General features: G+C 61.6%; 13 protein-coding genes and 4 pseudogenes. 11 read left to right on the plus strand and 6 right to left on the minus strand.

Annotation, left to right across the window (positions count from 1 at the left end; all coding sequences use genetic code 11):
- A partial coding sequence (locus tag V5B44_RS25920) for an LON peptidase substrate-binding domain-containing protein (RefSeq protein ID WP_332362217.1) occupies positions 1–396 on the minus strand: 396 nt, incomplete at its 3' end.
- A gap of 11 nt (positions 397–407) precedes the next feature.
- Positions 408–812 (minus strand): Hsp20/alpha crystallin family protein, encoded by a 405-nt coding sequence (locus V5B44_RS25925; protein WP_291911305.1) that lies wholly within the window; start codon positions 810–812, stop codon positions 408–410.
- Between the two features lie 365 nt (positions 813–1177).
- Between V5B44_RS25925 and V5B44_RS25930 the strand changes: the two genes are divergently transcribed.
- The 5 genes and pseudogenes from V5B44_RS25930 to trpC all read left to right on the plus strand — a co-directional run bounded on the left by V5B44_RS25930 (position 1178) and on the right by trpC (position 4173).
- Positions 1178–1429, plus strand: a complete 252-nt coding sequence (locus V5B44_RS25930) for a glutamine amidotransferase-related protein (RefSeq protein WP_332362252.1) — start codon at positions 1178–1180, stop codon at positions 1427–1429.
- Positions 1356–1808 (plus strand): annotated as a pseudogene (locus tag V5B44_RS25935) (glutamine amidotransferase-related protein). The gene V5B44_RS25930 and the pseudogene V5B44_RS25935 overlap by 74 nt, the downstream one beginning before the upstream one ends.
- Positions 1766–2759 (plus strand): annotated as a pseudogene (gene trpD / locus V5B44_RS25940) (anthranilate phosphoribosyltransferase). Before V5B44_RS25935 ends, trpD begins: the two co-directional pseudogenes overlap by 43 nt.
- A gap of 122 nt (positions 2760–2881) precedes the next feature.
- Positions 2882–3154, plus strand: a pseudogene (locus tag V5B44_RS25945) (hypothetical protein); the annotation flags it as partial.
- A gap of 229 nt (positions 3155–3383) precedes the next feature.
- Positions 3384–4173: pseudogene (trpC, locus tag V5B44_RS25950) on the plus strand (indole-3-glycerol phosphate synthase TrpC).
- Between the two features lie 140 nt (positions 4174–4313).
- Here trpC and V5B44_RS25955 read toward each other — a convergent pair.
- Together V5B44_RS25955 and V5B44_RS25960 are read right to left on the minus strand one after the other, a co-directional pair.
- Positions 4314–4727: a type II toxin-antitoxin system VapC family toxin gene (locus V5B44_RS25955; protein WP_291911293.1), complete on the minus strand. Its 414-nt coding sequence runs from the start codon at positions 4725–4727 to the stop codon at positions 4314–4316.
- On the minus strand, positions 4724–4972 hold the full coding sequence (locus V5B44_RS25960; protein WP_291911291.1) for an AbrB/MazE/SpoVT family DNA-binding domain-containing protein: 249 nt from the start codon (positions 4970–4972) through the stop codon (positions 4724–4726). The genes V5B44_RS25955 and V5B44_RS25960 overlap by 4 nt, the downstream gene beginning before the upstream one ends.
- A gap of 321 nt (positions 4973–5293) precedes the next feature.
- Between V5B44_RS25960 and V5B44_RS25965 the strand changes: the two genes are divergently transcribed.
- The 5 genes from V5B44_RS25965 to V5B44_RS25985 all read left to right on the plus strand — a co-directional run bounded on the left by V5B44_RS25965 (position 5294) and on the right by V5B44_RS25985 (position 11504).
- On the plus strand, positions 5294–6388 hold the full coding sequence (locus V5B44_RS25965) for a porin (RefSeq protein WP_291911289.1): 1095 nt from the start codon (positions 5294–5296) through the stop codon (positions 6386–6388).
- Positions 6389–6886: 498 nt separating this feature from the next.
- Positions 6887–8047 carry a porin gene (locus tag V5B44_RS25970; RefSeq protein ID WP_332362223.1) on the plus strand — a complete coding sequence of 387 codons (1161 nt, stop codon included), beginning with the start codon at positions 6887–6889 and terminating at the stop codon, positions 8045–8047.
- Positions 8048–8257: 210 nt separating this feature from the next.
- The gene (gene rpsT / locus V5B44_RS25975; RefSeq protein WP_291911285.1) at positions 8258–8527 is read left to right on the plus strand and encodes a 30S ribosomal protein S20; all 270 of its coding nucleotides are present in this window, start codon (positions 8258–8260) and stop codon (positions 8525–8527) included.
- A gap of 294 nt (positions 8528–8821) precedes the next feature.
- Positions 8822–9118, plus strand: coding sequence for a hypothetical protein (locus tag V5B44_RS25980; RefSeq protein WP_291911284.1), 297 nt, complete (start codon positions 8822–8824; stop codon positions 9116–9118).
- Positions 9119–9284: 166 nt separating this feature from the next.
- Positions 9285–11504, plus strand: a complete 2220-nt coding sequence (locus tag V5B44_RS25985) for an IS4 family transposase (protein ID WP_291911283.1) — start codon at positions 9285–9287, stop codon at positions 11502–11504.
- 40 nt (positions 11505–11544) lie between these two features.
- On the opposite strand, the gene V5B44_RS25990 is transcribed toward V5B44_RS25985, so the two are convergent.
- Both V5B44_RS25990 and V5B44_RS25995 read right to left on the minus strand, forming a co-directional pair.
- On the minus strand, positions 11545–11760 hold the full coding sequence (locus V5B44_RS25990; RefSeq protein ID WP_291911282.1) for a hypothetical protein: 216 nt from the start codon (positions 11758–11760) through the stop codon (positions 11545–11547).
- 38 nt (positions 11761–11798) lie between these two features.
- On the minus strand, positions 11799–12872 hold the full coding sequence (locus V5B44_RS25995) for a Druantia anti-phage system protein DruA (RefSeq protein WP_291911280.1): 1074 nt from the start codon (positions 12870–12872) through the stop codon (positions 11799–11801).
- Positions 12873–13088: 216 nt separating this feature from the next.
- Between V5B44_RS25995 and V5B44_RS26000 the strand changes: the two genes are divergently transcribed.
- Positions 13089–13739: a protein-L-isoaspartate O-methyltransferase family protein gene (locus V5B44_RS26000; RefSeq protein WP_291911403.1), complete on the plus strand. Its 651-nt coding sequence runs from the start codon at positions 13089–13091 to the stop codon at positions 13737–13739.
- Positions 13740–13746: the final 7 nt, after the last annotated feature.

Raw genomic sequence — 13746 nt, forward strand, 5'->3', positions numbered from 1 at the left:
GCTGTCTGTCACCTCGGGCTCCTCGATTCGCCCGACGCGTGCCACTGGAAAAGGATACCCGGGCAGGTGCTCGGCGATCCGGAATCGCTGCAGCCCCTGGCAGACAATGACGTGCGTGTTGTCCGGCAGGGTCACGTAGCGGAGAATGTTGGCCACCGTACCGACCAGACAAAGATCATCCGGAGTCGGCACCTCGATCTCGGCATCACGCTGCAGGAGGATGCCCACCGGACGCTCCGTCTTTACGGCTTGTTGGGCTGCCAGGATCGACTGTTCGCGGCCGATGGTCAGCGGCAGGATCATGCCCGGAAATAGAACGACGTTGCGCATCGGCACGATGATCATTGCGTCGTCAGGGATCACGAAGACGCCGCTGTCGCTCTTGTCAGTGCGCATGCTCTTGTCCTTCACTGGAGGCGGCGCAGGACGAGCATCAGGCAGCCGTCCTCGAGGAACTGCTCGTGCAGGCGGTAGTTGCCCGGAGGTAGCGGAATCCGGCGCTCGAATCGCCCATAAGGAATCTCGAGCCGGTGGATGGCTGCACGCTGGAGCACCGACGGCATCGGCCGCTGACCACGCACCACCAGACCGGCATCATCGAGAACGACTTCGCATTGCCGCGAGCTGACGCCCGGCAGCGCGACCAGCAGCCTGAGTTCCTCGCCACTCTCATACAGATCAACCGCCGGCTCCCAGCAGGGCACCGAGTGCACGCTTTCGAGGGAAAAAAAACGACGCTGTACTTGCTCTGCGCCCTGCAGAAGGTCCAGCGCCTCAGCCCACATCCAGAAGCTCCGGTCACGAGGTCTCATCGGCTGCATCCTTTGCCATCAAACGGCGCTGGCCTAAGCGCCAGCAAGATAGTATAGCGCTGCGCGGCGAATTCCTTAGAAGACGCACTCGCACACACCGATCATCCCAGACTTCGGTTGGAGAAGCCGGGCCGGGTCGTCCCTGAGGCACTGGTCAGCCAGAGTAGGGCGGCAGGCGCATCACACCTCACTGTCAAACTTGAGCCGCACTTCTATCACGCGCGATAATTGACACTCTTGCCGGTGCCCGGCATTACATGGTTCTCTGGCCAGCAGGCAATCACCGACCAGGACGCGCACAGGATTTCGCCAGTTTGCCGGCAGCAATGTGACAAGAAAGACGGGATAGACCCGATATGCTGCTGATGATCGACAACTACGACTCCTTCACCTACAACCTCGTCCAGTACTTTGGCGAGCTGGGGCAGGAAGTCAGGGTATTCCGCAACGATGCCATTCCCTTCCCGAGATCGCTCGCCTCGAGCCGGCGCTTTCCTGGTCATCTCTCCGGGCCCGTGTGCGCCGGCACAGGCCGGCATCTCGCTGGCGGCGATTCGCGAGTTTGCCGGCAGGATTCCCCTGCTCGGCGTGTGCCTCGGTCATCAGGCGATCGGTGAGGTGTTCGGCGGTCGCGTCGTGCACGCGCAGAAGCTGATGCACGGCAAGGTCTCGCCGGTGCAGCACACCAATCAGGGTGTTTTCGCGGGCTGCCGAATCCGCTGACCTGTACGCGCTACCATTCGCTGGCCGTCGAACGTAACTCCTGCCGGCCTGCCTGGAGATTACCGCCTGGACCGACGACGGCGAAATCATGGGCCTGCGCCACCGGACCTGGCCGTCGAAGGTGTTCAGTTCCACCCGGAGTCGATCCTGACCGAGCGCGGTCACGACCTGTTGAAAAACTTCCTCGAGGAGCACAGCCCAATGAAGCCACAGGACGCCCTGGCGCGGTCATCGAACACCGCGAGATCTTTCACGACGAAATGGTTTCCCTGATGCGCCAGATCATGGGTGGCGAAGTGACGCCGGTCATGATCGCGGCGATCATCACCGGCCTGCGCGTCAAGAAGGAAACGATCGGCGAAATCTCGGCCGCAGCGCAGGTCATGCGCGAGCTTGTCGACCAAGGTCGTGGTCAGCGACCGCGCGCACCTGGTCGACACCTGCGGCACCGGCGGCGACGGCGCGCAGACCTTCAACATCTCGACGGCGGCGATGTTTGTCGCCGCCGCGGCCGGGGCACGCGTCGCCAAGCACGGCGGGCGCTCGGTCTCTTCGCAGTCGGGCAGCGCCGACGTCCTCGAAGCGCTCGGGGCGAATATCAACCTCACGCCGGAGCAGGTCGGGCGCAGCGTCGATGAAGTCGGCATCGGCTTCATGTTCGCCCCCAATCACCACAGCGCGATGAAGCACGCGGCGCCGGTACGCCGCGAGCTGGGCGTGCGCACCCTGTTCAACATCCTCGGTCCGCTGACCAACCCGGCGGCGCCGCCAATCAGGTGCTCGGCGTCTTTCATCCCGACCTGGTGGGCATCCAGGTGCGTGTCCTGCAACGACTCGGTAGTTCGCACGCGCTGTCGGTTTTCGGCCGCGAAGGTCTCGACGAGATCTCGATCTCCGGTGAGACGCTGGTCGGCGAACTGAAGAACGGCCGCGTCGAGGAGTACACCATCCACCCGGAGCAGTTCAACCTGCCGGTGCACGACCCGGCGCCTTGCGCGTGGCCAACGTCGAAGAGTCGAAAGCGATGTTGCTGCCGCGCTGCAGACCGCGGTGGCGCCGCGCGTGACATCGTCGCCCTGAATGCCGGCGCCAGCATCTACGTCAGCGATCTCAGCGACACGCTGGCCGACGGCGTCGAGCAGGCCTTTCGAAGCCATCGCTTCAGGTGCCGCGCGCGCCAGGCTCGACGAGTTCGTCGCTTTCACGCAGCGTTTTTCGGCTTGATCGACGCCTCGCCTGGGAGATACGGTATGGCATCCTGCCAATGCTGAAAACGCTTCGACGCGGCCGCCTACCTTGCCTGGGAAGAGACACAGGAAGAGCGTCACGAATACGTCGCCGGCGAAGTGTTCGCCATGGTCGGCGTGCGCCAGTCACACAATGTCGCGACGGGCAACCTCGCCACGCTCTGCGCCAGGAACTCAAAGGCACTCCGTGCCGTGTTTTCGTCGAAGCCGTCAAGACGCGCGTTGAAGCCGCCGATTGCTTCTTCTATCCCGACGTCGTCGTCACCTGCGATCCGCGCGACCGCTCTGACGCCGGATTACGTCAGCCACCCGCTGCTGGTCGCCGAAGTCCTTTCCGAGTCGACCGCCGCCTTCGACCGCGGCCGCAAGTTCGCCGCCTATCGCAAGCTCGAAGTCTGCAGGACTACGTTCTGGTCGACCTGGCGGCGCAGCGCATCGAGGTCTTTCGTCGCGACCTCGGAGAATCACTGGGTGCTTTACGACTACGGCCCGGCGATCAGGTCGAACTGGCGTCGCTGGGTCTGCAGCTTGCCGGTTGAAGAGACTGCTCGAAGACACCGCGAAGACTGCGCCGCAGAGCCCCGACAGCGACCGCTCAGCCATGAGCGACATCCTCAAGCGAATTCTGTGCCGTCAAGCATGACGAAGTCGCCGACGGCAAAGCCGCCACCCCGCTGGCTGAAGCTGCGTGCGCGCCGAGAAGGTCAGCCCGCGCCACGCGATTTCCTTGGCGCCATCCGCAGCGCATCGCCGCCGGACAGCCGGCGGTGATCGCCGAAATCAAGAAAGCCAGCCCGTCGCGCGGCGTCCTGCGCTCCGACTTCCGTCCGGCCGAGATCGCCGCCAGTTATCAACGCCACGGCGCAGCCTGCCTGTCGGTACTCACCGACCATCAGTTTTTCCAGGGCGCGCCGCGTATCTGCAGGCAGCGCGTGCCGCCTGCAGCCTGCCAGCCTTGCGCAAGGACTTCCTGGTGGACGCGTATCAGGTCCTTCGAAGCTCGCGCGATGGGCGCCGACGCCATCCTGCTGATCGTCGCGGCGCTCGACCTGCCGTCGATGCGCGATTTCGAAGCGATCGCCGACGAGCCTGGCATGGCCGTGCTCGTCGAAGTGCACAATCGCCAGGAACTCGATCTCGCCCTGCAACTCGCCACCCCACTGATCGGCATCAACAACCGCAACCTGCGCAGCTTCGAAGTCAGCCTGCAGACGACCCTCGACCTCTTGCCTTACGATCCCGGCCGATCGCTTCGTCGTCACCGAGAGCGGCATTCTCGCCAGCGCTGACGTGCCTTGATGCGCGACCACGGGGTCAATGCCTTCCTCGTCGGCGAAGCCTTCATGCGCGCCGCGGAACCGGGCGAGGCTCTGGCCGAGCTGTTTTCCTGATCTCCCCGTACGAGCGACATCAGGCGCCTCAACGCTTGCCCACCCGGGGGAGGCGCTGTTGACCGTTGGAGGACAGCACGCCAAAGGATGGAGATCATGCTGAGCACTTCTGGTGGTTCAGTCAGGCACGAGATCAGCGCTCATTCTGTCGTCGGAGTGATCAGCCGCAGGCGTGGGAAGTAACCGCGATACCGCGTCTCGTCGCGCGTCAGCAGTGCCATGCCGGCGGTCATGGCATGAGCCCCGATGTAGAAGTCCGGCAAAGGAGAGCGGCGATGACCACCCCGCTGCCTATAAATGCGATAGGCCGTACCGGATAGGAAGGCTGCCTCCCAAGGCAACGACAGGCGGATGAACTCAAACGGGGCCAGCGCCAGCTCCAGATCGGCCGGCGTGTCGTATACGGCGGCGATTTCAGCGTAGATTATCTGGTTGATCGCCAGAGCTCGGGACTCGGAGAGTGCCGATATCGTCGCCATCGCCCATTCGTACCAGTCGCTTTCGGCCGCCAGAAGATCGATGATGACGCACGAGTCAACCAGTACCGTCGTCACGATAGCGAGTCCCTCAGAAATGCCATGATCTCGTCCGCAGACTTACCACGGAAAGCCGGCGTCAGTGGCACGGCACGCGCACTCTTTAAGGCCGCTTCCAATTTTGCCCGCCGGTTATGGCTGGCCACACGAAGTATGACCTGATCGTTTTCGTAAACCACCTGGACCTCCGTATTCGGCAGCAGGCCGGCTGCGTTGCGGATTGCTTGCGGGATGGTGACCTGACCTTTGCTGGTGACGCGCATCTGAGGACTCCGACTAGTAAGAATGCGAGTCGGAATTTTACTTCCTGCCCCTTCCTCCGGCAAGGTGGGGACTTGACCGGAGCGGCTTGGCTTGCTCGTTCTTCAGCCCCTCCCCCTGCCGCGCGGCTCTGAGTGAAAATTCCGACGCCTGTTGCGAAAAACCAACAAATGCCCGCGCGCCACCACTGAAAGCGTTCACGGAACTTGCTACGCCCATCGCCGTTTGCCAAAATCGCTCCAACTTCTCGTTTCTTTTTCGAGAGGTCCAGTTTGGTGAGGCAGTGGTCCGCTTCATCGATCTCAACCTAGAGGAGATTCACAATGCAAAAGAAACTCATCGCACTGGCAGTCGCCAGCCTGGCCTCGGGCGCTGCTTTTGCCCAGACCAACGTCACCATGTACGGTATCGCCGACGCCGGCTATGTCTATAGCCAGGGCGACGCTGCCGGTAGCGGCACCAACAAGTTCAGCGGCGTCCAGTCGGGCCTGCTGAGCGGTTCGCGCCTCGGCTTCAAAGGCGAAGAAGCGCTGGGCAATGGCCTGAAGGCCATCTTCACCCTCGAATACTCGCTCAACCTCGACAACAACACCGGTGTCGGCAGCGGCTCGGGCGGCCTGTTCGCTCGTCAACAGTTCGTCGGCCTTTCGGGCGCTTTCGGTACCGCCGCCCTTGGTCGGCAGTATGCCCCGGCGTACTTGGCCACGGCCAACAATGACGCCTTTGGCGGTGCCCTTTTTGCCCCGCAATCGTACCTGAGCCAGCAGGCCGGGAATACTATTACCCCGAACAGCGGTGCCCGCTGGGACAACGCCATGACCTACACCTCCCCGAACTGGGGTGGCTTCACGGGTAAGGCGATCTATTCGTTTGGCGAAACCCAGGACGCTGCCGGTGGCTTCAACGACAACTTTGTATCGACCAGCGATAACGGCCGCTGGGGTCTTGGTGCCAACTTTGCTGCTGGTGCCTTCAACGTCGACGGTGTTTATCAAGTTCGCCAGAATGTAACGGCCTTCGGCGGCAACGATATCAACGAATGGTACGTCGGCGGTAGCTTCGACCTCAAGTTCGTCAAGCTCATGGCCAGCTACCAGGATCAGAATGACAAGAACGTCACGAATAACGACAATAGTACGTGGTCGCTTGGTGCCGTCATCCCGTTCGGTAACAGCAATATCCATGTGGGCTATGCGCAGACCGACTATGATGCCGGCGTAATCGACGGCAAGTCCGACTCCTTTGCCCTCGCCTATACCTACAACTTCTCGAAGCGCACCACTCTCTATGCCGGCTACGTTTGGGGTAGCAACGACCGCGATTCCAGGCCGACTGGCCCGGTTGCCGGCTTGTCGCTCACTGGCGCTCGCGGCGAAGACAGCAACACCTTCCTGGCTGGTGTGCGTCACTCGTTCTAATACAACTTCCGCGGTTCTGTTCCGCAAACGGGCGCTTCGGCGCCCGTTTTTTTGTACCGAGTATGGGCGTGACCCAGGAGGTGGAAAGCCACCTGTGGGCGAACATCGGGCTATGCTCAACTTTGCGAACGGCCAGCGGCCCGGCATGCCGGGTGGTATGGCAGGGGCCTCGCCAGAGTAGCTGCCGGCAATGCCGATTTTTCCTTCCAAAGCGGGATTGGCGACCCCTCCATCCAGAGACCCGCCGCGTGGAACTACTCAGCGGCTGCCAGCCACAGAGCGAATGTCCGCATCGGGTGTGGGCAAGGCTGTGCCGCCGATGTGGCAGAAGTGCAACAAAAATCTCCCTCCCATCTCCTTCAAAGCGGAGCAGGCTTGCTTAAGCGTTCGCTAGCTGCCAAACTTGCCTCAAATCATCCCGACGGTTTCGCTAGATTAGCGGGTGAGCTTGGGGAGAGAACTTTTTTGGCTTTCTTAAACTTTCAGGAGTTGACCTGCATGAAAAAGAAACTGATCGCAATGGCCGTTGCCGGCCTGGCTTCGAGTGCTGCCCTCGCCCAGACGAGCGTAACGGTGTACGGCGTGGCCGACTTGGGCTATGTGTACAGTCAAGGCAACGCTGGCATCGGCGGCGGCAAGAACAAGTTTAGCGGCATCGCGGGCGGCGGTGTGACTGCCGGCAACCGTCTGGGTTTCAAAGGCGAAGAAGCCCTGGGTAACGGCCTGAAGGCGGTTTTTACGCTTGAGTACGGCTTGTATCTAGACAACAACTCCGGCCTCGGCAGCGGCAATAACGGTGGTCTTAACGCCCGCCAGCAGTTCGTCGGGCTGTCGAGCAATTTCGGTACCGTGTCACTGGGTCGCCAGTATGCCCCCGGTTTCAACGCGACAGCTAACAACGACGCCCTTGAAGCCACTGATATGGGCATCCAGTCCAGCTTGAGCGTCTATGCTGGCAACTCGATTACCCCGAACAGCCCAGCGCGATACAACAATTCCATCGCCTACACCAGCAACAACCTGTCTGGCTTTACGGTTAGCGCGATCTACGGTTTTGGCGAAACCCAGGACGCTGCCGGTGGCTTCAACGACAACTTCGTATCGACCAGCGATAATGGCAAGTTAGGTTTTGGTCTAAATTATGCGAACGGTCCGATCAATCTGGACGCAGTGTATCAGAGCCGTCAGAACGTCTCCTTCGGTGTTCCTGGCACGGGCGACGATATCAACGAGTGGTACCTCGGGGGTAGCTGGGACTTCAAGGTTGTCAAGGCCTACGCTAGCTACCAAGCTCTGGATAACAACAACCAAGGTGCCGTTCTTGGCGGATATGGTAACGTTATTGGCAAGAAGAATGATATCTGGACCGTTGGTCTATCCGCGCCGGTTTTCAGCAATGGCGTCGTCGGCCTGAGCTATGGCAAGCTGTCGGTTGACAACAGAAATGCAGCGGACGGCGATAGCTGGGGCTGGGGCGCAATGTACACGCACAATCTGTCGAAGCGCACTGCCTTGTACGTTGCCTATACCTACTTTGACAACGACAGAAACTCTGTCCCCGTGCAAACGCAGGTTGTCGGCGGGCCAGACTCCTCGGGTATCGGTGCATTGGGTGAGAATAACTACACCTTCGGCACCGGCATTCGCCACAGCTTCTGATCCCCTCGCTCTGTCCGAATTAGCGGGCGCTTCGGCGCCCGTTTTCTTCCTCGTATCTTGGAGTTCGTACGGGACGGAACGCTCTTTTCCGAGGGAAAAGCCTGCGCGCGATTCCATCGGGGCGGCCACTCCGCCTTGCATCAGGCGACGTGACTCTGTATACTGCTCAGCCTTCGACCTCACCACCAGTTTTCATAGGGATAATCAACCATGGCCAATAGCGCACAAGCCCGCAAGCGGGCTCGCCAAGCCGTCAAGCAGCGCGCCCACAACGCCAGCCTGCGCTCCAGCCTGCGCACGGCGGTCAAGCGTGTACAGAAGGCCATTGTGGCTGGCGACCAGGCTGCGGCCCAGAGTATTTACCTGCAGTCGGTGTCGGTGATCGACCGTATTGCCGACAAGAAGATCATCCACAAGAACAAGGCCGCGCGGCACAAGAGCCGCCTATCGGCCCAGATCAAGGGCCTGGCCGCGTCCTAGTTCACGTTCCGCCCGGTAACTGAAAGCGGCGCCTGCGGGCGCCGCTTTCAGTTACCGGTGCCTGCGCGCTCGCGCCATCCCGCCAGCCCATACCCCGTATCCCCGTGACTGGCGGTTCTGGCGCCGACAGCGCACTCCCTGATCGGGCACGGTAAATTTGTTCTCCGGCTGATTTCATGCGTTGGTGTTGCCGACGGAGTTTGTGGTCATCCGCAGATAGTCAAAGACCAAGCGGATGTTGCGGTTCAGGTGGGCCATTTTTTGCGTGATGCTGGTCTTGCCGTCCGAGAAGTGGTGAAGGATACCGACGGCGAATCGGCGAAGGCGGGAGAGGTTCGCGGGACCGTGGCCGGTTCGGATGCGGCTCCGGTCCTCGTCGAAGTTCCAGTCGATGACATAGTGGCAACGGTTTTCGATGGTCCAGTGGCCGCGGTTGATTTCGATAAGACGTTTTGGCCCGGCTTGTTCGGGAGGGCGACTCGTGACCCCGAGTGCGGTTTCGAGCGTTCGCTTCCTGCTTTTCTTGTGGACGACCTCGCGCTCAATCAGGAAGACTTGGCCAACGTGCGGGAAATCGACATAGGAATTTAGCGCGGTACTGCACTAAATCCGTCGGGTTTCGATGCGTCCATGATCAGGCTGAACCGCCGACACACTTGACTCCGTTAGCCGTGAGCGCTAAGCTCTGTGCATGCGTCTGTGCGGCCAGGAATTCTCCGTTGACCTTCTGGATCGAATCCGGGAGGTCGTCACGTCGGTGCCGGAGATATCGCGTCGGGCGCTGTCGCGCCGGGTTTGCGAGTGGCTCGATTGGCGTACCGCGACGGGCGGCTGGCAGGAAGGCGGCTGCCGCAAAGCGTTGGCACAGCTCGTGCGGCGCCAGGTCATTGAGCTTCCCGCCGTCCGGGCCCGATTCACGCCACGCCAACCGACCACGCGGGCAGTGGAAGACCTCCGCCTCAGTGGGCCGCTGGCAGCGCTGGGTGCCGTGGAGTTGGTTGCCGTCGAGGCGGGGAGTCGGGAAGCACAAACCTGGCGCGCACTGATAGCGCGCGAGCACTACCTGGGCGAGCAGCCGCTGTGTGGTGCGCAGTTGCGCTACCTGGTGCGCTGCGAGCCTTACGGCTGGCTGGGCGCTCTCGCCTTCACCTCGGCGAGTTGGGCCATGAAGGCGCGTGACCAGGCGATTGGCTGGGAGGATGCCGCGCGTCGGCACAACCTGCGGCGGGTCGTGGCGAATGCCCGCTTCCTGATCCGGCCGGGCGTGCAGGTGCCGAATCTCGCCTCGCACGTGCTTGGACTCGCGAGCCGGCGACTGCCGGCCGACTGGGAAACGCGCTACGGCGTGCGACCGCTGTTGCTGGAGACCTTCGTCGATCCGACGCGCTTTTCCGGCCACTGCTACCGCGCGGCCAACTGGATCGACGTCGGGACCACCTCGGGGCGCCGTGATGGGGTCGCCAAACAGATCTTCCTCCTGCCGTTGCACAGCGAATGGCGCGAGTTGCTGTCCGCCAAACCCCGCGATGGCCTGAACACCCCGCCCCGTGTGCCGGCAAGCAACTGGGCGGAAGGAGAGTTTGCCACCGTTCGCTGGTACGATGAGCGCCTCAAACGACGTTTGATTTCCCTTGCGCTCAACTTCTGCCATCGCCCACAGGCGAATGTACCCGAAGCCTGCGCTTCGCGCGCCGGTACGCTGGCCGCTTATCGCTTTCTCCGTAACCGCCAGGTGAACCTGCAAGCGATTCTCACCCCGCACATCGAAGCGACCATCGAGCGCATTCGAGCGCACCGAATCGTCCTGGTCCCGCAGGATACGACGACGCTCAACTATTCGCATCATCCCGCAACCGAAGGACTGGGCCCAGTCAACACCACGCGCGACCAGGCCGTCGGCTTGATGCTGCACGACACCGTGGCGTTCAGCGTCGAGGGGACTCCGCTCGGCATCCTCGACGCCCAGTGCTGGGCACGCGAACCCGACGAGCACGGCAAGAGCGAGGAGCGAAAGCATCTGCCGATCGAGGAAAAGGAGAGCATGAAGTGGCTGAACAGCTTCGCTCGGGTGGCTGAAGTCCAGGCGCTGTGCCCGGAAACCCTGTTGGTGAGCATGGGTGATCGTGAGTCGGACATTCATGATCTGTTTGCGCTGGCCGCGCGCGATCCGGCAGGACCGAAGTTGCTGGTGCGGGCCGAGCGTACCCGCCAGCGGCGAGTGGAGAACGAAGCCCTGTGGGACGTCATCAGCCGCCAGTCGCCCGTCGGCGAAATCACACTGCGCATTCCCCGGCGGGGCAACCGCTCGGCGCGTACGGTGGTGCTAGCCGTGCGCTTCGCCGAAGTGACGCTGCAGCCGCCGCGCGGTAGTCGCCTGCCGGCGGTTGATCTGTGGGCGGTTCATCTACGCGAAGAGAACACTGACGATCCCGAGCCAATCGAGTGGATGTTGCTGACCAGCGTGCCGGTTCATACCTTCGACGATGCCGTTGAACGCGCCGAGTGGTACGCCGCACGCTGGGGGATCGAGGTCTTCCACCGCACCCTGAAGAGCGGCTGTCGGATCAAGGACCGCCAACTCGGCACCGCCACGCGTTTGCAGGCGTGCCTGGGGATCGACATGGTGGTGGCGTGGCGCATCTACCACTTGACGATGCTCGGGCGCGAGGTCCCCGATCACCCATGCACTGTCTTCTTCGAAGAAGTGGAATGGAAGGCCCTGCACTGCTATCACTACCAGACCTCGCTACCCCCCGATGAACCCCCCAGCATGGCCCAAGCGGTGCGCATGCTGGCGAAGATGGGTGGCCACCTCGGACGTCGCCGCGATGGCCCGCCCGGCACCCAGGTGCTCTGGCGGGGTCTGCAGCATCTCGACGTGGCCGTCCAGATGTACAACATCTTCACCCGCTCACCTCCGCCTCGAATCTGGCGCTCCTACCCCGAAGGCTATCTGTCGCCCCCCCAAGCGCCTTGAGTGGCGACGGAGTCAAGTGAGGGTAAGGACCACAGCATGATCAGGGGGGTGACACGACTACCTGGTCGGACGCCTGTCGATTCTGAAAAAGGAGCGCGATATCGGCCTGCAGGGTGGGCTGATTGCCTTTGACGGTGAAGTGGTAGTGGGCTTCCCGGCTCACCACATACGCGGCCAGCTTGCGCTGCGTGAGGAGCGCATCGGCGGTGATGTCCTTCCCCTGAATGTCGATGCCGTCGAGCAGCGGGATGAACATTCCGATCTCATTGGTTTGCTTGGCTTCTTCCTGGTCTTCTACGGGCAATGTGCCGACTTTTTTTGGGTGTGACAGGTGCCAGTCTCATGACCAACGACGCTCATGATATGCGTTTGCGCCCCCTGTTCATCCTTGGCGTTGCGCATTGTCTTGCCATCCACGGCCATACTCTTGTCGTCGCGCGCGTACGCTTGGTTCCACTGCCGGCAGGCCTCATCCAGCGCAGTCGGATCGACACGAATCAAGACGTCACGAAAGATGAATTCACTCGGCACGCGGTAGATCCCCTTCTCGCGACGACAGCGAAAGCGTTCGCGCGCTCGCGGTTTGAGGTCTTTCGCCCAACCGGCGATGGCTTTGTAGCCGCGCATCCCGCACAGGGTTGCGGCCGTCGCCATAGCCAGCACGCTCGGCAGAGGATGGCGCTTGCCTTGAGCGCGCCGCGGATCCGGGATGGCGGCAAAGAAGTCGGGAAGCAGACGCATCTGTTCGGCGCTGAGCATCATTCGGGGCACTCCTTGAGCATAGGCGGGGGGGAGAAACGAGCGCGAAAGCTGGGCTGGCGCATCGCGCTGCAGCGGCCTGACGAAAACCAGCTTGGGGGACTCCGAGTGGGCCGTGTACCCGGCACGGGTACGACGAAACCCCTGGGTCAGCCCCAGGCACGTCCAGTTCGCGGCCCGGTAGACCGTTCCCTGAAAACGCGAAGGATCGACAAAGGTCTCGAGCAGGAGGATCCGCTTGCCGAAACGATCCTGCCAATCCGCGACGATCCTCTCCTGGCACAGCGAAAGGACTTTCGAACCCAGATTCGGGCGGTGCCAGTCAGGCAGAATCAGAAAACGGCTATTGTTGGCGATCAACCCCAGACGATCATACTGATGCCGGAAATCCCACCCGATCCAGTGATCCCGAACCCCACATTTCCACGCCGCGGCCGAAAAACTGAGCAGGGCTGCCCAGTCCTCGCCGCTGGTAGCGACGTACCATAGCGTGTGGCCGATCTTCGCCAGATCGCCCAGATAGTGGTGTTGCGCCATCAACTCCCGATAGCGACCCTCCTCGCTCTTCTCGATCGGGCGCACGCGCAACGCATCCAGTTCCGCTTCCATCCGCCCTTTATACAGACACCCTTACCCGATGTCCATAGCCGGCACCTAACCCACGGATTCTTTAACTATTGACCAGAAGGACAAATCCACCCTGCCTGATCGGGCTTGCGGTAAGCGAGCGTCTCCCGTTACAAGGTATAATCTGCCGATCGAGAAATAATATTAGATTGTGCTAATATTACAATTGTGACGAGGAATGCTATGGCTGCGGTGAAGATGGATATGGAACAGGCCCGATTCAACATGATCGAGCAACAGATACGCCCCTGGGAAGTGCTGGATTCCGAAGTGCTGGGAATCCTGGCGGTGGTCAAGCGCGAAGACTTCGTTCCGGACGCGTTGAAGGCGCTGGCGTTTGCTGACCTTGAGTTGCCGATCGGCAACGGCCAGACGATGCTGCAGCCGAAAATCGAGGCCCGGATTCTGCAGGAAGTGACAATCAGAAACACCGATATCGTGCTTCAGGTCGGTACTGGCAGCGGCTACATGGCCGCTCTCCTGGCCTCGAAGGCCGAGTATGTGTATAGCGTCGAGATCGATCCGCAATTGGCCGAGAATGCCCGACACACTCTGCAGCGGACCGGCGTCGCCAATGTCAGCGTGGAAACGGGGGATGCGTCACAGGGCTGGCCTGTCCACTCACCCTACGACGTCATCGTCATCTCAGGCTCTCTGCCCGAACTACCCGAAGCCTTTCTGCAGCAGTTGAAGATCGGCGGCCGCCTGGCAGCATTCATCGGCGAGCCACCGGTGATGGACGCACGGCTTATCATCCGCACCGATGAGCAGGCGTTCAACACGATCAACCTCTTTGAAACCGTGGTCGCGGCGCTGACGACCAGGAAGCGTCAGAGCTTCGTCTTCTGACGCCGGA

Source organism: Candidatus Accumulibacter necessarius, assembly GCF_036625085.1.